Annotated in this window: 17 protein-coding genes; 12 read left to right on the top strand and 5 right to left on the bottom strand. The window is 69.8% G+C overall.

All coding sequences use genetic code 11. The features are described from left to right. The first annotated feature begins 43 nt into the window (after positions 1 to 43). Positions 44 to 832: a phosphatase gene (locus tag OG542_RS25840; RefSeq protein ID WP_328413832.1), complete on the top strand. Its 789-nt coding sequence runs from the start codon at positions 44 to 46 to the stop codon at positions 830 to 832. Here OG542_RS25840 and OG542_RS25835 read toward each other — a convergent pair. From OG542_RS25835 to OG542_RS25825, 3 genes are all read right to left on the bottom strand, one after another. Beyond that, positions 825 to 1,730: an acyl-CoA thioesterase gene (locus OG542_RS25835; RefSeq protein ID WP_328413831.1), complete on the bottom strand. Its 906-nt coding sequence runs from the start codon at positions 1,728 to 1,730 to the stop codon at positions 825 to 827. The genes OG542_RS25840 and OG542_RS25835 overlap by 8 nt on opposite strands. Positions 1,731 to 1,765: 35 nt before the next feature. After that, a complete protein-coding gene (locus tag OG542_RS25830; protein WP_328413830.1) occupies positions 1,766 to 2,923 on the bottom strand; it encodes an acyl-CoA dehydrogenase family protein in 1,158 nt (385 codons plus the stop codon). 139 nt (positions 2,924 to 3,062) lie between these two features. Further along, complete coding sequence (locus OG542_RS25825; protein ID WP_193478224.1) at positions 3,063 to 3,665, bottom strand: SACE_7040 family transcriptional regulator; 603 nt, start codon at positions 3,663 to 3,665, stop codon at positions 3,063 to 3,065. Positions 3,666 to 3,752: 87 nt separating this feature from the next. Between OG542_RS25825 and OG542_RS25820 the strand changes: the two genes are divergently transcribed. From OG542_RS25820 to OG542_RS25775, 10 genes are all read left to right on the top strand, one after another. Continuing rightward, positions 3,753 to 5,369, top strand: coding sequence for a carboxyl transferase domain-containing protein (locus OG542_RS25820; protein ID WP_328413829.1), 1,617 nt, complete (start codon positions 3,753 to 3,755; stop codon positions 5,367 to 5,369). Between the two features lie 14 nt (positions 5,370 to 5,383). Beyond that, positions 5,384 to 7,300, top strand: coding sequence for an acetyl/propionyl/methylcrotonyl-CoA carboxylase subunit alpha (locus OG542_RS25815; protein ID WP_328413828.1), 1,917 nt, complete (start codon positions 5,384 to 5,386; stop codon positions 7,298 to 7,300). A gap of 17 nt (positions 7,301 to 7,317) precedes the next feature. Further along, entirely contained in the window at positions 7,318 to 8,247 is a 930-nt protein-coding gene (locus OG542_RS25810; RefSeq protein ID WP_328418109.1) for a hydroxymethylglutaryl-CoA lyase, read from the top strand. A gap of 5 nt (positions 8,248 to 8,252) precedes the next feature. Continuing rightward, positions 8,253 to 9,413 (top strand): acyl-CoA dehydrogenase family protein, encoded by a 1,161-nt coding sequence (locus OG542_RS25805; RefSeq protein WP_311125853.1) that lies wholly within the window; start codon positions 8,253 to 8,255, stop codon positions 9,411 to 9,413. Positions 9,414 to 9,610: 197 nt separating this feature from the next. Continuing rightward, the gene (locus tag OG542_RS25800) at positions 9,611 to 10,654 is read left to right on the top strand and encodes an ABC transporter substrate-binding protein (protein ID WP_328413827.1); all 1,044 of its coding nucleotides are present in this window, start codon (positions 9,611 to 9,613) and stop codon (positions 10,652 to 10,654) included. A 122-nt stretch (positions 10,655 to 10,776) separates the two neighbouring features. Beyond that, complete coding sequence (locus OG542_RS25795) at positions 10,777 to 11,664, top strand: siderophore-interacting protein (protein WP_328413826.1); 888 nt, start codon at positions 10,777 to 10,779, stop codon at positions 11,662 to 11,664. A 152-nt stretch (positions 11,665 to 11,816) separates the two neighbouring features. Continuing rightward, positions 11,817 to 13,259: a lysine decarboxylase DesA gene (gene desA, locus OG542_RS25790; protein ID WP_328413825.1), complete on the top strand. Its 1,443-nt coding sequence runs from the start codon at positions 11,817 to 11,819 to the stop codon at positions 13,257 to 13,259. Continuing rightward, positions 13,243 to 14,520: a lysine N(6)-hydroxylase/L-ornithine N(5)-oxygenase family protein gene (locus tag OG542_RS25785; protein WP_328413824.1), complete on the top strand. Its 1,278-nt coding sequence runs from the start codon at positions 13,243 to 13,245 to the stop codon at positions 14,518 to 14,520. Before desA ends, OG542_RS25785 begins: the two co-directional genes overlap by 17 nt. Further along, positions 14,517 to 15,068 (top strand): GNAT family N-acetyltransferase, encoded by a 552-nt coding sequence (locus tag OG542_RS25780; RefSeq protein WP_311125858.1) that lies wholly within the window; start codon positions 14,517 to 14,519, stop codon positions 15,066 to 15,068. Before OG542_RS25785 ends, OG542_RS25780 begins: the two co-directional genes overlap by 4 nt. Further along, positions 15,065 to 16,834: an IucA/IucC family protein gene (locus OG542_RS25775; protein ID WP_328413823.1), complete on the top strand. Its 1,770-nt coding sequence runs from the start codon at positions 15,065 to 15,067 to the stop codon at positions 16,832 to 16,834. The genes OG542_RS25780 and OG542_RS25775 overlap by 4 nt, the downstream gene beginning before the upstream one ends. 154 nt (positions 16,835 to 16,988) lie before the next feature. On the opposite strand, the gene OG542_RS25770 is transcribed toward OG542_RS25775, so the two are convergent. Then, positions 16,989 to 18,575: a beta-N-acetylhexosaminidase gene (locus OG542_RS25770; RefSeq protein ID WP_328413822.1), complete on the bottom strand. Its 1,587-nt coding sequence runs from the start codon at positions 18,573 to 18,575 to the stop codon at positions 16,989 to 16,991. Positions 18,576 to 18,655: 80 nt separating this feature from the next. Between OG542_RS25770 and OG542_RS25765 the strand changes: the two genes are divergently transcribed. Further along, positions 18,656 to 19,537 (top strand): DUF4429 domain-containing protein, encoded by an 882-nt coding sequence (locus tag OG542_RS25765; protein ID WP_328413821.1) that lies wholly within the window; start codon positions 18,656 to 18,658, stop codon positions 19,535 to 19,537. Between the two features lie 22 nt (positions 19,538 to 19,559). Here OG542_RS25765 and OG542_RS25760 read toward each other — a convergent pair whose 3' ends face one another. After that, on the bottom strand, positions 19,560 to 21,125 hold the full coding sequence (locus OG542_RS25760; protein WP_328418107.1) for a purple acid phosphatase family protein: 1,566 nt from the start codon (positions 21,123 to 21,125) through the stop codon (positions 19,560 to 19,562). Between the last annotated feature and the right edge of the window lie 95 nt (positions 21,126 to 21,220).

Here is a 21,220-nt window from a genome sequence, read left to right as displayed (position 1 = left end):
TACGCCAGGGACGCCCACAGGCGGCTGCTCCACAATGGTTGTCATGCCGATACCCGGGACACCCAGCCGCGCCGAACTCGTCGACCACCTCGTCAGGACGCGCATCGCGGGCGAAGTCGCCACCCCCCGCGAGAACAACCTCTCCCATTACCGCAAGCTGGCGAACAACGACCGCCACTACTGGCTCGGCCTGGAACTCGGCGCCCGCTGGACCGACGAGCAGGACGTCCTCGCGGTGATGGCGGAACGGGTGGGCGTGAACGACGATCCCGAGCACCGGTACGGCCAGGACACCATCGACCCGGAGCTGACCGTCGCCGGGCTCGAGCGCATGGCCGGGCGGCTGCGCAAGGCGGCGGACGGGCAGCAGCGGGTGCTGTTCGCCACCGGCCACCCCGGCGGCCTGCTCGACGTGCACCACGCGACCGCTTCCGCCCTGCGCGCGGCGGGCTGCGAGATCGTCGTCATCCCGGAAGGGCTGACGACGGAGGAGGGCTACGTCATGCAGTTCGCGGACGTGGCGGTGCTGGAGCACGGCGCCACCCTCTGGCACACCCACTCGGGCGAGCCGATGAAGGCGATCCTGACGGCCATGGAGCGGGAGGGCCGCCCCCTGCCCGACCTGGTCGTCGCCGACCACGGCTGGGCGGGATACGCGGGACAGCACGGCGTCGACTCCGTCGGCTACGCCGACTGCAACGACCCGGCCCTCTTCATCGCCGAGGCCGAGGGCACCGTGCAGGTGACGGTGCCCCTCGACGACCACGTGGTCAGCCCGCGCCACTACGACCCGATGACGGCTTACCTGCTGGCGGAGGCGGGCCTCAGCTAGACGACGGGGCCTGAGCGCCCTGATCGCGCGGGACGCGGACCACGCCCTCCTGGATCACGGAGATGGCGAGGCGCCCGTCCTGCGTGTAGATACGCGCCTGTCCCAGTCCCCGGCCGCCGTACGCGGACGGGGACTCCTGGTCGTACAGCAGCCACTCGTCGGCCCGGAACGGCCGGTGGAACCACATCGCGTGGTCCAGCGAGGCCCCCACCACGTCACCGACGGCCCAGCCGCCGCGCCCGTGCGCGAGCAGCACGGAGTCGAGCAGTGTCATGTCGGAGACGTAGGTGGCGAGGACGATGTGCAGCAGCGGTTGGTCGACCGCGCCGCCCAGCTTGCCGTTGGTCCGGAACCACACCTGCGAGTGCGGCTCACGCGGCTCGCCGAACTTCCCGTACGGCGGCTCCTCGACGTACCGCAGATCGACGGCGGCCCGTGCCTCCGCGAACTTCTCCACCACCGCCGGGTCGATATGGCCGTATCCGCGCAGCCGTTCCTCCCCGGTGGGCAGCGTGGCGGGATCGGGCGAGGCCGGCATCGGCTCCTGATGGTCCAGCCCGTCCTCGTACACCTGGAACGACGCCGAGAGATGGAAGATCGGCTTGCCGTGCTGGACGGCGACCACCCGGCGGGTGGTGAAGGAGCGGCCGTCGCGGATCCGGTCGACGGTGTAGACGATGGGCGCGCCGGGATCCCCGGGGCGCAGGAAGTACGCGTGCAGTGAGTGAGCGGGCCGGTCCTCGGGGACCGTCCGCCCGGCGGCGACGAGCGCCTGCGCGGCGACCTGCCCGCCGAAGACCCGCGGGACGACGGCGGACCGGGACCGGCCGCGGAAAATGTTCTCCTCGATCTGCTCGAGATCGAGCAGATCGAGGAGATCCTGAAGTGCCTGGCTCATGAGAACTGTTGTACCGGCCGATGACGACAGTCGGTTTACAGGCCCATGTCCTTCGCGATGATCGACTTCATGATCTCGCTGGTGCCGCCGTAGATGCGGTTGACGCGGTTGTCCGCGTACAGGCGGGCGATCGGGTACTCGTTCATGTAGCCGTAGCCGCCGTGCAGCTGGAGGCAGCGGTCGATGACGCGGTGGGCGACCTCGGTGCAGAACAGCTTCGCGGAGGCGGCCTCGGCGGGCGTCAGCTCACCGGCGTCCAGCGCCTCGGTCGCACGGTCGGCGACGGCCTCGGCCGCGTCCACCTCGGCCTGGCAGGCGGCCAGCTCGAACTTGGTGTTCTGGAAGTGGGCGACCGGCTTGCCGAAGACGGTGCGGTCCTGGACGTACTGCTTGGCGAACCGCACGGCGGCCTTGGCCTGGGCGTAGGCGCCGAAGGCGATGCCCCAGCGCTCGGACGCGAGATTGTGGCCGAGGTAGTAGAAGCCCTTGTTCTCCTCGCCGAGGAGGTCCTCGACGGGCACCTTGACGTCGACGAACGCCAGCTCGGCGGTGTCGGAGGTCTTGAGGCCGAGCTTGTCGAGCTTGCGGCCGACGGAGTAGCCCTCGGACTTGGTGTCCACGGCGAAGAGGGAGATGCCGTGGCGGCGGTCGTCGGCGGTCGGGGCGGAGGTGCGGGCGCAGACGATCACCCGGTCGGCGTGCACGCCGCCGGTGATGAAGGTCTTGGCGCCGTTGAGGACGTAGTGGGTGCCGTCCTCGCTCAGCTTGGCGGTGCTCTTCATGCCCGCGAGGTCGGAGCCGGTGCCCGGCTCGGTCATCGCGATGGCCCACATCTCCTCGCCGGAGACGAACTTGGGCAGGAACCGCTTCTTCTGCTCGTCGGTGGCGAGCATCTTGATGTAGGGCAGGGCGAGCAGCACGTGCACGCCGGAGCCGCCGAACTGGACGCCCGCGCGAGAGGTCTCCTCGTAGAGGACGGCCTCGAACTTGTGGCTCTCCAGGCCCGCACCGCCGAACTCCTCCGGCACGTTGATGCCGAAGATCCCCAGCTCACCGAGCTTGTGGTAGAAGTCGCGCGGCGCCTGGCCGGCAGCGAACCACTCGTCGTACACGGGTACGACCTCGGCCTCGATGAAGGCGCGGATGGTCTCCCGGAACGCCTCGTGATCCTCGTTGAACACCGTACGGCGCACGCCGCCACCTCCACGGACCTCGGTATGTCTAAGCGCTTGCTCACTCAAAGATACCGGCGAGTATCAACAAGCGTCCAGGGTGGGGACGGGGTAACGCTCGTCACGCTGACGGACGGGAGCGCCTTGGGGGCGCAGGGCGCTACTCCCCCGCCGCCGCGAACGCCCCCCGCGCCATCCGATGCAGCAGCTCCGCCACAGCCCCCCGCCCGGCCAACGCCCCGGCCCTCCCCAGATGCGGCGTCGAGTTCAGCAACCCGAACACCGAATGCACGGCCGACCGTGCGGCGGGCTCCCCCAGCCCGGGATACACCTCCCGCACCACCCCCACCCACAGCTCCACATACTGCCGCTGGAGCTGCCGCACCATCTTCCGGTCACTGTCCCGGAGGCGATCCAGCTCCCGGTCATGCAGGGTGATCAGTGGACGGTCGTCGAGCGCGAAGTCGATATGCCCCTCGATCAGCGAGTCGAGGACCACCCCCGCCCCCACACCCCCGTCCGCCTCAGCCTCCGACAACCGCCGCTTCGCCCCGGTCAGCAACTGCCCGCTGATCCCCACCAGCAGCTCCGCGAGCATCGCGTCCTTGCCCGCGAAGTGCCGGTACAGGCCGGGCCCGCTGATCCCCACCGCGGCACCTATCTCGTCGACTCCGACCCCATGGAAGCCCCGCTCGGCGAACAGCCGGGCGGCCTCCTTGAGGATCTGCTCACGGCGGGTGGGTGCGTCGGTCCTGGTTGCCATGAAAACAATTCTAGACAGGGAGGTTAGCGGTCGTTAACCTGAAGGAAATGCGTTAACGCTCATTAACAAGGTGAGGGGACCCGCAGGATGCACGAGGCACCGGAGCTCACGACCGCGGCGGACCCCGCGTCGGAGCCCTTTCGGGCCAACGAGGAGGCACACCGCACCCTCGCCGACGAGCTGCGCGCCAAGCTGGCCACAGCCGCCCAGGGCGGCGGCGAGAAGTCCCGCGCCCGCCACACCGCGCGCGGCAAGCTGCTCCCCCGCGACCGCGTCGACACCCTCCTCGACCCGGGCTCACCGTTCCTGGAGCTGGCCCCGCTCGCGGCCGACGGGATGTACGAGGACCAGGCCCCGGCCGCAGGCGTCATCGCCGGCATCGGCCGGGTCAGCGGCCGCGAAACCGTGATCATCGCCAACGACGCCACGGTCAAGGGCGGCACGTACTACCCGATGACGGTCAAGAAGCACCTCCGCGCCCAGGAGGTGGCCCTCGACAACCGCCTCCCCTGTGTCTACCTCGTGGACTCCGGCGGCGCCTTCCTCCCGATGCAGGACGAGGTCTTCCCGGACCGCGACCACTTCGGCCGGATCTTCTACAACCAGGCCCGCATGTCCGGCGCCGGCATCCCCCAGATCGCCGCCGTCCTCGGCTCCTGCACGGCCGGCGGGGCGTACGTCCCGGCGATGAGCGACGAGGCGGTGATCGTCCGCGACCAGGGCACGATCTTCCTGGGCGGCCCGCCTTTGGTGAAGGCGGCCACCGGCGAGGTCGTCACGGCGGAGGAGCTGGGCGGCGGCGAGGTCCACTCCCGCGTCTCGGGCGTCACCGACCACCTCGCCGAGAACGACGCGCACGCCCTGCGCATCGTCCGCACCATCGTCTCCACCCTCCCCGCGCGCGGGACGCTCCCCTGGGAGGTCACGGAGGCGACGGAACCCAAGGTCGACCCGCACAGCCTCTACGGCGCGGTCCCGGTCGACTCCCGCACCCCCTACGACGTACGCGAGATCATCGCCCGGGTCGTCGACGGCTCCCGTTTCGCCGAGTTCAAGTCCGAGTTCGGCCAGACCCTGGTCACCGGCTTCGCCCGGATCCACGGTCACCCGGTGGGCATCGTCGCCAACAACGGCATCCTGTTCTCCGAGTCCGCCCAGAAGGGCGCCCACTTCATCGAGCTGTGCGACCAGCGCGGCATCCCCCTCGTCTTCCTCCAGAACATCTCCGGCTTCATGGTCGGCAAGGACTACGAGGCGGGCGGCATCGCCAAGCACGGCGCCAAGATGGTCACGGCGGTGGCCTGCACCCGCGTACCGAAGCTGACGGTCGTCGTGGGCGGCTCCTACGGCGCGGGGAACTACTCGATGTGCGGCAGGGCGTACTCCCCCCGCTTCCTGTGGATGTGGCCGAACGCCAAGATCTCCGTCATGGGCGGCGAACAGGCCGCCTCGGTCCTCGCGACCGTCAAGCGGGACCAGCTGGAGGCGCGCGGCGAGTCCTGGCCGGCGGCGGACGAGGACGCCTTCAAGGCCCCGATCCGCGCCCAGTACGAGCGTCAGGGCAGCGCCTACTACGCGACGGCCCGCCTCTGGGACGACGGCGTGATCGACCCGCTGGACACCCGTCAGGTCCTGGGCCTGGCCCTGACCGCGTGCGCCAACGCGCCCCTGGGTGACCCCCAGTTCGGCGTCTTCCGGATGTGAGGGGACGGACGACGATGTTCGAGACAGTGCTTGTGGCCAACCGGGGCGAGATCGCCGTACGCGTCATCCGGACGCTGCGGTCGATGGGCGTGCGCTCGGTGGCCGTCTTCTCCGACTCGGACGCCGACGCCCGGCACGTCCGCGAGGCGGACACGGCGGTCCGGATCGGACCGGCCCCGGCGTCCGAGAGCTACCTGTCGGCGGAGCGCCTCCTGGAGGCCGCCGCCCGCACGGGCGCCCAGGCCGTCCATCCCGGCTACGGCTTCCTCGCCGAGAACGCCGCCTTCGCGCACGCGTGTGCGGAGGCCGGCCTGGTCTTCATCGGCCCTCCGGCGGACGCGATCTCGCTCATGGGCGACAAGATCCGCGCCAAGGAGACGGTCCAGGCGGCCGGAGTCCCCGTGGTCCCCGGCGGACGCGACCCGGACCTGGCCGAGGCGGCCCGCGAGCTGGGCGCGCCCGTGCTGCTGAAGCCGAGCGCGGGCGGCGGCGGCAAGGGCATGCGGCTGGTGCGGGATCTGACCCGGCTCGAGGAGGAGATCGCGTCGGCCCGCCGTGAGGCCCGTGCCTCCTTCGGCGACGACACGCTCCTCGTGGAGCGCTGGATCGACCGGCCCCGCCACATCGAGATCCAGGTCCTGGCCGACGCCCACGGCCATGTCGTGCACCTCGGGGAGCGCGAGTGCTCCCTCCAGCGCCGCCACCAGAAGATCATCGAGGAGGCGCCGAGCGTCCTTCTCGACGAGGAGACGCGTGCCGCGATGGGCGAGGCGGCGGTCCAGGCGGCCCGTTCCTGCGGCTACCGGGGCGCGGGCACGGTGGAGTTCATCGTCAACGGCAGTGATCCGTCCTCGTACTACTTCATGGAGATGAACACCCGCCTCCAGGTGGAACACCCGGTCACAGAGCTGATCACCGGCCTGGACCTGGTCGAGTGGCAACTGCGGGTGGCGGCCGGCGAGCCCTTGGGCTTCGCCCAGCAGGACGTACGCCTGACGGGCCACGCGGTGGAGGCCCGCATCTGCGCCGAGGACCCGGCCCGCGGCTTCCTCCCCTCCGGCGGCACGGTCCTGCGACTGCGCGAACCGCAAGGCGACGGCATCCGCACCGACTCGGGCCTCACCGAGGGCACGGAGGTCGGCAGCCTCTACGACCCGATGCTCTCCAAGGTCATCGCGTACGGCCCCGACCGCGCGACCGCCCTGCGCAAACTCCGCTCGGCCCTGGCGGAGACGGTCACGCTCGGCGTGCAGACGAACGCCGGGTTCCTGCGCCGCCTGCTCGCCCACCCGGCGGTGATCGCGGGCGACCTGGACACCGGCCTGGTCGAGCGCGAGGTCGAGGGGCTGATCCCCACGGACGTGCCGGAGGAGGTCTACGAGGCGGCGGCGGCCGTACGCCTGGACGCCCTGACGCCCGAACCAGGCGGCTGGACGGACCCCTTCTCCCTCCCCACCGGCTGGCGACTCGGCGGGGCCCGGAAACCCCCCGCCTTCCCGCTCCGCGTCCAGGACCCACTGGAGTACACCCCCCGTGGCACCGCCGCGGTCACCGGCGACCGGGTCGCGGTCACGCTGGACGGCGTCCGCCACACCTTCCACCGCGCCGCCGACTGGCTCGGCCGCGACGGCGACGCCTGGCACGTACGCGACCACGACCCGGTGGCGGCGTCGCTCAGCCGCGCGGCCCACGCGGGCGCCGACTCCCTCACCGCGCCCATGCCCGGCACGGTGACGGTGGTGAAGGTCGCCGTCGGCGACGAGGTGACCGCGGGCCAGAGCCTGCTGGTCGTGGAGGCGATGAAGATGGAGCACGTCATCTCCGCCCCGCACGCCGGCAAGGTCACGGAGCTGGACGTGGCGCCGGGCTCGACGGTCGCCATGGACCAGGTCCTCGCGGTCATCGCACCCCACGAGGAGGCGGAGCAGTGACAGCCCACGGTCTCCCGATGACGGTCCCGGCCGAGGACCTCCCCTCCCGCGTCCGCATCCACGAGGTCGGCGCCCGCGACGGCCTGCAGAACGAGAAGGCGACGGTCCCCACGGAGATCAAGGCGGAGTTCATCCACCGCCTGGCCGCCGCGGGCCTGTCGACCATCGAGGCGACGAGCTTCGTCCACCCCAAGTGGGTCCCCCAACTGGCGGACGCGGAGCAGCTGTTCCCGATGGTCGGCGACCTCCACGCCGCCCTCCCGGTCCTGGTCCCGAACGAACGCGGCCTGGACCGCGCCCTGGCACTGGGCGCCCGGCGGGTCGCGGTCTTCGCCAGCGCCACGGAGTCCTTCGCCAAGGCCAACCTCAACCGCACGGTGGACGAGGCACTGGCGATGTTCGACCCGGTCGTCACCCGTGCCAAGGCGGAGGGGGCCCATGTCCGCGGCTACCTCTCCATGTGCTTCGGCGACCCCTGGGAGGGCGAGGTCCCGATCCCCCAGGTGGTGAAGGTCTGCAGGGCCCTGGTGGACATGGGCTGCGACGAGCTGAGCCTGGGCGACACCATCGGCGTCGCGACCCCGGGCCACGTGGTCGCGCTCCTCGCGGCGCTGGACGAGGCGGGCATCCCGCCCACCACCCTCGCCGTCCACTTCCACGACACCTACGGCCAGGCCCTCGCCAACACGCTCGCGGCGCTCCAGCAGGGCGTGACGACGGTCGACGCCTCCGCGGGCGGCCTGGGCGGCTGCCCGTACGCGAAGTCGGCGACCGGCAACCTGGCCACCGAAGACCTCGTGTGGATGCTGCGGGGCCTCGGCATCGACACCGGAATCGACCTCGGCCGCCTCGTCGCCACGAGCGCGTGGATGGCCACCCACCTGGGCCGACCCAGCCCGTCCCGCACCGTCCGAGCCCTGTCCCACGAGGACACCGAGGAGCACTGATCACGATGGACTACCGACTCTCCCCCGAACTGGAGGAACTCCGCCGCACGGTCGAGGAGTTCGCGCACGAGGTGGTGGCACCGAAGATCGGCGACTTCTACGAGCGGCACGAGTTCCCGTACGAGATCGTCCGCGAGATGGGCCGTATGGGCCTGTTCGGCCTGCCGTTCCCCGAGGAGTACGGCGGCATGGGCGGCGACTATCTGGCGCTGGGCGTGGCCCTGGAGGAGCTGGCGAGGGTCGACTCCTCGGTAGCCATCACGCTCGAAGCCGGGGTCTCACTGGGCGCGATGCCGATCTACCGCTACGGCACGGAGGCCCAGAAGCGCGAGTGGCTCCCCCGCCTCTGCTCGGGAGAACTCCTGGGCGCGTTCGGCCTGACGGAACCGGACGGCGGCAGCGACGCGGGCGCGACCCGCACGACGGCGCGTCTGGACGAGTCGGCGAACGAGTGGGTCATCAACGGCACGAAGTGCTTCATCACCAACTCGGGCACGGACATCACCGGGTTGGTGACGGTCACGGCGGTCACCGGCCGCACCCCGGATGGCAAGCCCCACATCTCCTCGATCATCGTCCCGTCCGGCACCCCCGGCTTCGCGGTCGCGGCCCCGTACTCGAAGGTCGGCTGGAACGCCTCGGACACCCGCGAGTTGTCCTTCTCGGACGTCCGAGTCCCGGCCGCGAACCTTCTGGGCGAGGAGGGCCGCGGCTACGCCCAGTTCCTCCGCATCCTCGACGAGGGCCGCATCGCGATCGCGGCCCTGGGGACGGGCCTGGCGCAGGGCTGCGTCGACGAGTCGGTCAAGTACGCCCAGGAACGCCACGCCTTCGGCAAGCCGATCGCCGCCAACCAGGCCATCCAGTTCAAGATCGCGGACATGGAGATGAAGGCCCACACGTCCCGCCTCGCCTGGCGCGACGCGGCGGCCCGCCTGGTCGCGGGCGACCCCTTCAAGAAGGAAGCGGCCCTGGCCAAGCTCTACTCCTCCACGGTGGCCGTCGACAACGCCCGCGAGGCCACCCAGATCCACGGCGGCTACGGCTTCATGAACGAGTACCCGGTGGCCCGCATGTGGCGCGACTCCAAGATCCTCGAAATCGGCGAGGGCACGAGCGAGGTGCAACGCATGCTGATCGCCCGGGAGTTGGGGCTGGCAGGCTGAGCGAGCGGCCGAGGCCCGCATACGGGCGCAGTGATCCGGATCACTGCGCCCTTTCGCATTCCCACCCTCGGGCCCGGGCACTGACCCCAGGGGCCCCTGGACACTGTGTAAGGTTAGGCTAGCCTAAGCTTGATTCCAGCCAAGCGGCTGTCGGCCGTGCCCGCAGTGGCTCCAAACGCGCGAAAGCAGACTCAGCCATGTCGAACGCCAGAACCGCCCGCTTCTCCCGACGCGGCATCCTCGCCGCCGGGGGCGCCCTCGGACTCGGCGCCCTCGTGACCGCCTGCGGCAGTGGAGACTCCAAGGACGGCGACTCGAACGCGGCGGCGGGCGGCAAGTCCGGCCCGTGGTCCTTCAAGGACGACCGCGGCAAGACCGTCCAGCTCAAGCAGACCCCCGCGAACATCGTCGCCTTCACCGGCGTCGCCGCGGCCCTCCACGACTACGGCGTCTCCGTCAAGGGCGTCTTCGGCCCGACCAAGACACAGGACGGCAAGCCCGACGTCCAGGCCGGCGACATGGACATCAGCAAGGTGACCATCCTCGGCAACACCTGGGACCAGTTCAGCGTCGAGAAGTACGCCGCCCTCGCCCCCGACGTGCTGATCAGCACGATGTTCGACGACGCCGGCACCCTCTGGTACGTCCCGGAGGCCTCGAAGGACAAGATCGCCAAGCTTGCCCCGAGCGTCGGCATATCCGTCTACGACCGCCAGCTCACCCAGCCGCTGCAGCGCATGTGGGAGCTGGCCGAATCCCTCGGCGGCGACATGAAGTCCGCCGAGGCCACCGACGCCAAGAAGCGTTTCGAGAAGGCCTCCGAGCGGCTGCGCAAGGCCGCCAAGGCGCACCCCGACATCAAGGTGATGGCCGCTTCCGCGAGCCAGGAGCTCTTCTACGTCTCCGGCACGAACCTCTCCGTCGACCTGGAGTACTTCAAGGCCCTCGGCGTGAACTTCGTCGAACCGCCGGCGAAGGCCAAGGCCCAGGGTGGCGGCTGGTTCGAGAGCCTGAGCTGGGAGAACGTCGACAAGTACGCGGCCGACGTCATCATGATGGACGACCGCTCCTCGGCGATCCAGCCCGCGAACATCACCGAGGCGACGTGGAAGAAGCTGCCGGCGGTCAAGGCCGGGCAGGTCCTCTCGCGTTCGGCCGAGCCGATTCTGTCGTACGACAAGTGTGTGCCGTTGGTGGAGAACCTGGCGACGGCCATCGAGAGCGCGAAGAAGGTCAGCTAGGCGCTCAGCCGCCGTGGGGCTGCTCAACGACTGCGGCCGCGGGCCGTATGTGGCTTGTCGCGCAGTTCCCCGCGCCTTTGAGCGGCATCGCCCCACCCCCTGACGATGACTCAGGAGTCTTCATGACCACCGCCGTGGCCGCCCCGTTCCGTTTCTTTTCCCTTCAGGTCGTGCGGACGAGGCGGCTCGGTCCGTCTCTGGTCCGTGTCACCTTCGGTGGGCCCGATCTGCACGCCTTCCATTCCGACGGGCGTGACCAGTCGCTGTCGCTGTTCCTGCCGCACCCCGGGCAGCCCGAGCCGGTCGTACCGCTCGAACTCGGGGACGGCTGGTGGCAGGGCTGGCGCGAACTCCCGGACGACGTACGCGCCGTGATGCGCTCGTACACCCTGCGCGCACTGCGACGCGACCCGGACGAGATCGACATCGACTTCGCCCTGCACGGCATCGAGCCGGGCGCCTCGGTCCAGGCCGGTCCCGCCTCCCGCTGGGCCGACCGGGCCGCCGCCGGGGACCGGGTCCTGCTGCTCGGCCCGGCCGTCGCCGACAACCGGGCGATCCGCTTCCGGCCGCCCGAGGACACCGACCTCGTGGTCGTCTGGGGTGACGAGACCGCCGTACCGGCCGTCTCGGCCATCGTCGAGGCACTGCCGGCCGGCACCCGTGCCCGGGTCTGGCTGGAGGTCCCGCACGCCGGGGACATCCAGGACCTGGTGACCGAGGCCGACGCCGAGATCACCTGGCTCGTCAAGAACGAGACCCCCGAAACCCCCGAGACTCCCCGGACCCCCAAGACCGCCGAGGGCTCCCCCATGGTCCTCGACACCCTCCGCAACGCCCAACTCCCGACCGCCGAGCGGCCGTACGTCTGGATCGCCGGCGAGTCCGGCTGCGTGAAGCAACTGCGCCGGCACTTCGTACGGGAGCGCGGGATCGACCGCCGCCGGGTGACGTTCGTCGGCTACTGGCGCAGCGGCGTGAGCGAGGAGCAGCTACGCGCAGAAGGATGACCGACATCCGTCCATGCCCCACGCGTGACCACAGTCACGGCAGAGCCAGCCCTCCCCTCATGTAACTTAGGTTAGGCTTACCTAAGTTACACCCCGCTGGCTCAGCCCACCTCTGTCCCGCAACCGGACTGTCCCCACCGGAGGACCCCCACATGCGCTCGCACCTGCTCAACGACACCACCGCGGAGCAGTACCGCCGCTCCGTGACCGACGGAGTCGAGCGGGTGGCCGCCAAACTCGCCGCCACCGACCGGCCCTTCACCGGCGTCAGCGTCGACGCCCTCTCCCCCCGCATCGACGAGATCGACCTCGACGAGCCGCTGCACGACACCGCCGCGGTGCTCGACGAACTGGAGGACGTCTACCTCCGGGACGCGATCTACTTCCACCACCCCCGCTACCTCGCCCACCTCAACTGCCCGGTAGTCATCCCGGCCGTGCTCGGTGAGGCAGTCCTCTCCGCCGTGAACTCCTCCCTCGACACCTGGGACCAGTCGGCCGGCGGCACGCTCATCGAGCGCAAACTGATCGACTGGACGAACGAGCGCATCGGCCTCGGCCCCGCTGCCGACGGCGTGTTCACCTCCGGCGGCTCCCAGTCCAACCTCCAGGCGCTGCTCCTCGCGCGAGAGGAGAGCAAGACGGACTCTCTCGCCGAACTGCGTATCTTCGCCTCCGAGGTCAGCCACTTCAGCGTGAAGAAGTCCGCGAAGCTGCTCGGGCTCGGCCAGGACGCCGTGGTCTCCATACCCGTCGACCACGACAAGCGCATGCAGACCGTCGCCCTCGCCCGCGAGCTGGAGCGCTGCGCGCAGGACGGCCTCGTCCCCATGGCCGTCGTCGCCACCGCCGGCACCACCGACTTCGGCTCCATCGACCCGCTGCCCGAGATCGCCGAGCTGTGCGAGCAGTTCGGCACCTGGATGCACGTCGACGCCGCCTACGGCTGCGGCCTGCTCGCCTCCCTGAAGCACCGGGACCGCATCGACGGCATCGAGCGCGCCGACTCGGTCACCGTGGACTACCACAAGTCCTTCTTCCAGCCGGTGAGCTCCTCGGCCGTGCTCGTCAAGGACGCCGCGACGCTGCGCCACGCCACCTACCACGCGGACTACCTCAACCCGCGCCGCATGGTGCAGGAACGTATCCCCAACCAGGTGGACAAGTCCCTGCAGACCACCCGCCGCTTCGACGCGCTCAAGCTGTGGATGACCCTCAGGACCATGGGCGCCGACGGCATCGGGCAGCTCTTCGACGAGGTGTGCGAGCTGGCCCAGGAGGGCTGGCGGCTGCTCGCCGCGGACCCGCGCTACGACGTCGTCGTGGAGCCGAGCCTGTCCACCCTCGTCTTCCGCTACATCCCGGCGGCCGTGACCGACCCCGCCGAGATCGACCGCGCCAACCTCTACGCCCGCAAGGCCCTGTTCGCCTCCGGTGACGCCATCGTCGCGGGCACCAAGGTCGGCGGCCGTCACTACCTGAAGTTCACCCTGCTCAACCCCGAGACGCAGGCGTCCGACATCGCCGCCGTCCTCGATCTGATCGCCGGCCATGCCGAGCAGTACCTGGGAGAATCCCTTGACCGCGCGTCCTGAAAACCCCACCAGAACCCATGACTTCGTGGGCATCGGGCTCGGCCCCTTCAACCTCGGACTGGCCTGCCTCACCGAACCCATCGACGCACTCGACGGCGTCTTCCTGGAGTCGAAGCCCGACTTCGAGTGGCACGCGGGAATGTTCCTCGACGGCGCCCACCTCCAGACCCCGTTCATGTCGGACCTGGTCACCCTCGCCGACCCGACGTCCCCGTACTCCTTCCTGAACTACCTGAAGGAGAAGGGCCGGCTGTACTCGTTCTACATCCGCGAGAACTTCTACCCGCTGCGCGTCGAGTACGACGACTACTGCCGCTGGGCCGCGAACAAGCTGAGCAGCATCCGCTTCGGCACCACGGTGACCGAGGTCCGGTACGAGGACGACCTCTACGTCGTGCACACCGAGGCCGGAGACGTCTACCGCGCCCGCCGGCTCGTCCTCGGCACGGGCACCCCGCCCTACATCCCCGAGGCCTGCCAGGACCTGGGCGGCGACTTCCTGCACAACTCCCGTTACCTGAGCCACAAGGCGGAGCTGCAGAAGAAGGACTCGATCACGCTGGTCGGCTCGGGCCAGTCGGCTGCCGAGATCTACTACGACCTGCTCAGCGAGATCGACGTCCACGGCTACCGGCTGAACTGGGTCACCCGCTCCCCGCGCTTCTTCCCGCTGGAGTACACCAAGCTCACGCTGGAGATGACGTCCCCGGAGTACGTCGACTACTTCCGCGAGCTGCCGGAGGCGACCCGCTACCGCCTCACGGCCGAGCAGAAGGGCCTGTTCAAGGGCATCGACGGCGACCTGATCAACCAGATCTTCGACCTGCTCTACCAGAAGAACCTCGGCGGCCCGGTGCCCACGCGGCTGCTCACCAACGCCTCGCTGAGCAGCGCGACGTACGAGAACGGCACGTACACGCTGGGCTTCCGCCAGGAGGAGCAGGGCAAGGACTTCGAGCTGGACTCCGAGGGCCTGGTGCTGGCCACCGGCTACAAGTACGCCGAGCCGGAGTTCCTCGCCCCCGTCAAGGACCGCCTGGTCTACGACTCCCAGGGCAACTTCGACGTCGCCCGCAACTACGCCGTCGACGTCACCGGCCGGGGCATCTTCCTCCAGAACGCCGGCGTCCACACCCACAGCATCACCAGCCCCGACCTGGGCATGGGCCCGTACCGGAACGCGTACATCATCCGGGAGCTGCTGGGCAGCGAGTACTACCCGGTCGAGAAGACCATCGCCTTCCAGGAGTTCGCGGTATGAGCGCCACGACCGGCATCGGCACCCTGACCGTCCGCGCGCTCGACCCCCTGAAGGACGCCGAGCTGCTGCACTCCTGGGTCACCCACCCCAAGGCGTCCTACTGGATGATGCAGGACGCGAAACTGCAGGACGTCGAGCGCGAGTACATGCGCATCGCGGCGCACGAGTACCACCACGCGTACCTCGGCCTGCACGAGGGCCGCCCGGCGTTCCTGATGGAGTCGTACGACCCCCGGTACGTCGAGCTGGAAGGCCTGTACGACCCGGAGCCCGGCGACGTCGGCATGCACTTCCTGGTCGCGCCGACCGACCGGCCGATCCACGGCTTCACCAGGGCCGTCATCACCGCCGTGATGGACGAGCTGTTCGCCGACCCGCGCACCCGCCGGGTCGTGGTGGAGCCCGACGTGAGCAACAAGGCAGTCCACGCGCTCAACGAGGCCGTCGGCTTCGTGGCCGAGCGCGAGATCGACAAGCCGGAGAAGCGCGCGTTGCTCAGCTTCTGCACGCGTGACCAGTACCTGGCTGCCCGAGGAGTGGCGATATGACCCTGTCCGACGCCGTGGCGCACCTGTCCCCCGAGCGCTGGGACCAGGCCAACCGCCTGCTGATCCGCAAAGCGCTCGCCGAGTTCGCGCACGAGCGGCTGATCACCCCCGTGAAGGACGGGGAGCGCTTTGTCGTCCGCAGCGACGACGGCCTCACCCAGTACGCCTTCTCCGCCGCCCGCCGGGCCCTGGACCACTGGCAGGTGGACGCCGGCTCGATCACCCGGCACCGGGACGGCGCCGAGCTTCCGCTCGCGGCCCTGGACTTCTTCATCGAACTGAAGGACACCCTGGGGCTCAGCGAGCAGATCCTGCCGGTCTACCTGGAGGAGATCTCCTCCACCCTCTCCGGCACCTGTTACAAGCTCACCAAGCCGAAGACCACGGCCGCCGAGCTGGCGCGCGGCGACTTCCAGGCCATCGAGACCGGCATGACCGAGGGCCACCCGTGCTTCGTGGCCAACAATGGGCGGCTCGGCTTCGGCATCCACGAGTACCTGTCGTACGCGCCGGAGACGGCGAGCCCGGTCCGTCTGGTGTGGCTGGCCGCGCACCGCTCGCGGGCGGCGTTCACCGCCGGTGTCGGCATCGAGTACGAGTCGTTCCTGCGCGAGGAGCTGGGCGAGGAGACCGTCGAGCGCTTCCGCGGCGTCCTGCGCGACCAGGGCAAGGACCCCGAGGACTTCCTGTTCATCCCGGTCCACCCCTGGCAGTGGTGGAACAAGCTCACCGTCACCTTCGCCGCCGAGGTCGCCCGCGGGCACCTGGTCTGCCTGGGCGAGGGCGGCGACGAGTACCTGGCCCAGCAGTCCATCCGGACCTTCTTCAACAAGACGAGCCCCGAGAAGCACTACGTCAAAACCGCGCTGTCGGTCATCAACATGGGCTTCATGCGCGGCCTGTCCGCCGCCTACATGGAGGCCACCCCGGCGATCAACGACTGGCTGGCCCAGCTCATCGAGGGCGACCCGGTGCTGAAGTCCACGGGCCTGTCGATCATCAAGGAGCGCGCGGCGGTCGGCTACCGGCACCTGGAGTACGAGAAGGCGACCGACCGCTACTCGCCGTACCGCAAGATGCTCGCCGCGCTGTGGCGGGAGAGCCCGGTGCCCTCGCTCCAGGAGGGCGAGTCGCTGGCCACGATGGCGTCCCTGGTCCATGTCGACCAGCAGGGGGCGTCCGTCGCGGGCGCGCTGATCGAGCAGTCGGGCCTCGCCCCCACGGAGTGGCTGCGCCATTACCTCCAGGCCTACTTCACGCCCCTCCTCCACAGCTTCTACGCCTACGACCTGGTCTTCATGCCGCACGGCGAGAACGTCATCCTCGTACTGAAGGACGGGGTCGTGCAGCGCGCGATCTACAAGGACATCGCCGAGGAGATCGCCGTCATGGACCCGGACGCGGTGCTGCCGCCGACGGTCGAGCGGCTGCGCGTCGAGGTCCCGGAGGACAAGAAGCTCCTGTCGATCTTCACGGACGTCTTCGACTGCTTCTTCCGCTTCCTCGCGGCGAACCTCGCCACCGAGGGAATCCTGGAGGAGGACGACTTCTGGCGCACGGTCGCCGAGGTCACCCGCGCCTACCAGGAGTCGAGGCCCGAACTCGCCGACAAGTTCAAGCAGTACGACATGTTCGCGCCCGAGTTCTCCCTCTCCTGCCTCAACCGCCTCCAACTGCGCAACAACGAACAGATGGTCGACCTGTCGGACCCCTCCGGCGCCCTCCAACTGATCGGCACCCTGCAGAACCCGATCGCCGAGTTCTGACCCCAAGCAGACGGGCACCCCGGAGTACGGTCCTCCGGGGTGCCCGTCCCTTTCCAGGGGCGCGGGGAACTGCGCATCTTTTCGGGGGGCGCGGTGCGCACCTTTCAGGGGCGCGGGGAACTGCGCGACCAGCCCCCACCGGCCCGCGGACACATCACAAGGCGGAACCCCACGGAACCTGCGGCGACCTGTACCACTCAATACCCAGGGCCTCCCACCGCTCAGCCTGCGCAGCAAGCCGCACCTTGTACCGCTCCCAGTCATGCGAACCCGCCGCCGACCACCCCAGCTCGGCAACACCCGGCAGCCGCGGAAACGCCATGTACTCGACGTGCCCGGAGTTCTCGATCGTCTCCGTCCACAACGGCGCCTCCACACCCTTCACCGCAGCCGCCGGCACCCCCGGCAGATACGCCCCGGGGTCCCAGTCGTAGGACCGCCGCACCTCGACATACCCCGCCCAGGACAGCCCCAGCGGCGTGTCCTTGGTGTACTTCATGTCGAGATAGACCCGGTCGGCCGGCGACAGAATCAGCCCCGTCCCGCTCTGCGCGGCCTTCGCGACCCGCGCCTTCTCCTCGGCACTGGTGCTGTCGAGCCCCCAGTACTGCGCGAGAGCGCCCTTCGCGGGGGTCGCGCCGGTCAACTGGTGCCAGCCGACGACCGTCTTGCCGTACTTCGCGACGACCGGCTGCACCCGGTCCATGAACGCGACGTAGTCCTCATGGCTGGTGGAGTGCGCCTCGTCGCCCCCGATGTGGAGGTACCTGCCCGGCGTGAGCGCGGCGAGCTCTCGGATCACGTCGTCCACGAAGTCGTACGTGATCTCCTTGCCGACGCACAGTGAGCTGAAGCCGACCTCGGTCCCGGTGTACAGCGGGGGTGCCACGCCGTCGCAGTTGAGCTCGGCGTAGGAGGCGAGGGCCGCGTTGGTGTGGCCGGGCAGGTCTATCTCGGGGACGACCTCCAGATAGCGGGAGGACGCGTACCGGACGATCTCCTTGTAGTCGGCCTTGGTGTAGAAGCCGCCGGGGCCGCCGCCGACCTGAGTGGAGCCGCCGTACGTCGCCAGGCGCGGCCAGGAGTCGATGGCGATCCGCCAGCCCTGGTCGTCACTGAGGTGCAGATGCAGCTTGTTGATCTTGTAGAGGGCCAACTGGTCGATGTAGCGCTTGACCTGGTCGACGGTGAGGAAGTGCCGGGAGACGTCGAGCATGGCGCCGCGCCAGCCGTAGCGAGGGGTGTCCGTGACGGTGCCGCCCGCGACCAGCCAGGGCCCGGGCTGGACGGAGTCCTTCTCGACGGCCGCCGGGAGCAGCTGGCGCAGGGTCTGCAAGCCGTGGAAGAGACCGGCGGGCTCCGCCGCGGTGATCGTGACGCCCTTGCGGCCGCTGTCGAGGCGGTAGCCCTCGGCGCCGAACGGGCCCTTGGCGAGCCGCAGCTGGATGCCTCCGGCCCCGTGGGCGGTGACCGGGAGGCGGTAACCGGTCGAGGGCCGCAGGATGTCCGCGAGGTACTCGGCGACGCGCCGCACCTCCCGCGAGCCGTCGGCACGGATGGATGTGCCGCGTGTGATGCGGTACGGGGTGCCGCCGGGGGTGACCGAGGCGGGTGCCGGTACGACCCGGTCGAGCGGGGTGGGGGCCGCCGCCTGTGCCGGGGCGGCCTTGGTGACACAGACGCCCACCGCGACGAGCAGCAGGGATCCGAGAAGGCGAAACGTTCTGTGGTGCTGTCTCACAAAAGCGTCCCTTCAACGAGCCAGTGAGCCCCAAGAGGTCTGGACCACTCTCTCGTGAGACTGATGAAACAATCCACCCCATGGCGGAAATCATCCAGAAGGACGGCTCGTGGATTTTCGACGGCGACGCCCTGCGGCTGACCCCCGGGCGGGACAAGAACGTCAGTCTGCTGCGCAGGGAGCTGGGTGAACTGGTCGTCCCGCTGGGAGCGTTGGCGGGAATCTCGTTCGAGCAGGGCAAGAAGAACGGTCGGCTGCGGCTGCGCCTGCGCGACGGTGCCGATCCGCTGCTGCACGCGACCGGCGGGCGGCTCACCGAGCCCCATGACCCGTACCAGCTGCTCGTCGAGTCCGACCGCTACGGGGTCGCCGAGTACGTCACGGAAGAGGTACGGAGCGCGCTGCTCCTGGACCAGATACCGGCCGACCCGGTGACCGCGTACCTGCTGCCGGGGCCCGCCGTGCCGCTCTCGGTCTCCGCCGGGGACGGCACCGCGAGTTTCGACGGCGAGCGCATACGCCTGGAGTGGAACTGGAAGACGGAGGACGCCAAGGCCGCCGCCGGCGCCCGCACGCTGGCGCTCACCGACATCACGGGCGTGGAGTGGCAGCCGGCGGCCGGCCTGGAGAACGGCTATGTCCGCTTCACCGTGCGCAACGCGCCCACCAAGGCCCCGCCCAAGTACGACCCCAACGCCGTGGAGCTGTGGGGTTTCAAGAAGGACCCGCTGATGGCACTGGTCGCGGCGGCGGTCCAGGCCAGGCTTCCGCACCCGGCCGGGACCGCCCCCGACGTGCCGGCCACGCGACCGGAAATGCCTTCCCTCCCGGTCGCGCCCGCGGAGGACGACCACGACGCCCTGCTGCGCCGCCTGCGCGAGCTCGGCGAGCTGCACCGCACGGGCGTGCTGACGGACGACGAGTTCGCGCTGGCGAAACAGGCGATCCTCAAGCGGATGTGACCCCCCGGAAAAGCCGGGGGCGCTACTTCGCCCGGCGCGCCACCGTGAAGTGGTCCACCTGCTCACCGCTCTCGGCGATACCGCGCACCTTCAGCGTGGCCGTCCGTCCCGTCGGCGCAGGGGTGACGTCCACGCGCAGGAAGGAGTAGTCGAGGTAGCGCACCCGGGACCAGGCGACGGTCTCGTTCTGCTTGCCTCCCTTGACGTTGACGAACGAGGCCACGGAGTCCACGTCCTGCTCGTTGCCCTCGTACGACAGCGGGGCGCTGAACGCGTAGAGGCTGCGGCCCGCCGCACCGGCCGTCACATACACGACGCCGTCGGTCTCGGGGTACGCCGTGCCGCCGATCGGGAGCTTCTTGGTGACCTTGTTCCCCTTGATGACGTCCGTGCGCTCGTACTGGTGGTTGTGGCCGTTGATGACCAGGTCCACCGTGTACTTCTCGAACAGCGGCACCCACTCCTGCCGGACCCCGCCCTCGGAGGCGTGGGAGGTGGAGGTGCAGTAGGCGCAGTGGTGGAAGAACACGACGACGAAGTCGATGTCGCACGCGGCCCGGTACTTCTTGAGCTGGGCCTCGAGCCACTTGGTCTGGGTGCCGCCGGAGATGCCGAGGTTGGCCGGGATCTCGAAGGAGATGTCGTTGGCGTCGAGCGAGATGACCGCCGTGTTGCCGTGGACGAAGGTGTAGACGCCCGGCAGGTTCTTCTTGTCGGGGCCGTTGCCCGGGAGGTTCCAGCGGGCCTCCTCGCCGCCGTAGCCGCCCGGCGAGTACCAGGCCTCCATGTCGTGGTTGCCGTAGGCGGGCATCCACGGGACGGACTTGGCGACGGACTCGGTCTGGGCGAGGAACTGGTCCCAGATGCGCGAGTCGAAGCCGGTGTCGGAGGTCTGGCCGGAGCCGGACGGGTCCGCGTAGGCGATGTCGCCGGCGTGCAGATGGAAGGCCGGGTTCTGGCCGAGCAGCAGGCTGTTGTTGGCGAGGCCGTGGTAGCTGACGCCCTCGTCGCCGAAGGCCGTGAAGGTGAACGGCGTCTTGTGTGCTGGGGCGGTGGTGAAGGTGCCGAGGGTGCCCAGCAGATGCGGTGCGGCCGGGTCGAAGCCCTGGTGGCCGACGCCGTAGTAGTACGTCCGGCCCGGGCGCAGACGGGTCAGCTCGGCGTGCACGTAGTACTGGGTGTGGTCGCCGCTCGCGCCGACACCGGCGGGGGTGAAGAGGGTGCGGACCTCCACGTCGATCTTGCGGGAGAGGTCCGTGGGGTGGGCGCCGATCCGGATGAACGGCTTCTTGACGGCGACCGGGACCTGCCAGGAGACGGTCATCTCCGTGCGCGGGTCGGCGCCGTAGGCGAGGTGGCGGCCGAAGGGGGCGACGAAGGCGCCGTCGACGGTCTCGGCCGCGGAAGCGGTGCGGGCGGTCGGTACGGCCGCCTGGGCGGTGGCCCCCGGAACGAAGGCGCCACCCGCGACGGCGCCGAGTGTGACGGCGCCGCCTCTGATCATCGTGCGCCGGGAGAATCCGGCGCGCAGGTACTCGTGCTGCTCGGCCATGCTCATGCGCTCGGCAAGCCGCTCGGGTACGCCCATACGAGGAATGTCCATGGCGTCACAAGCTGCTCGCCTTACACATCCGCCCGGGGAACAACCGCCCATCAGACTCCCATGGGCGCCCCATAAGTGTT

The sequence above is a fragment of the Streptomyces violaceus genome, assembly GCF_036014075.1.
Classification (GTDB): Bacteria; Actinomycetota; Actinomycetes; order Streptomycetales; family Streptomycetaceae; genus Streptomyces; species Streptomyces violaceus.
The sequence above is the reverse complement of the archived record's forward strand: the minus strand, read 5'-3'. Positions and strand labels throughout refer to the sequence as shown.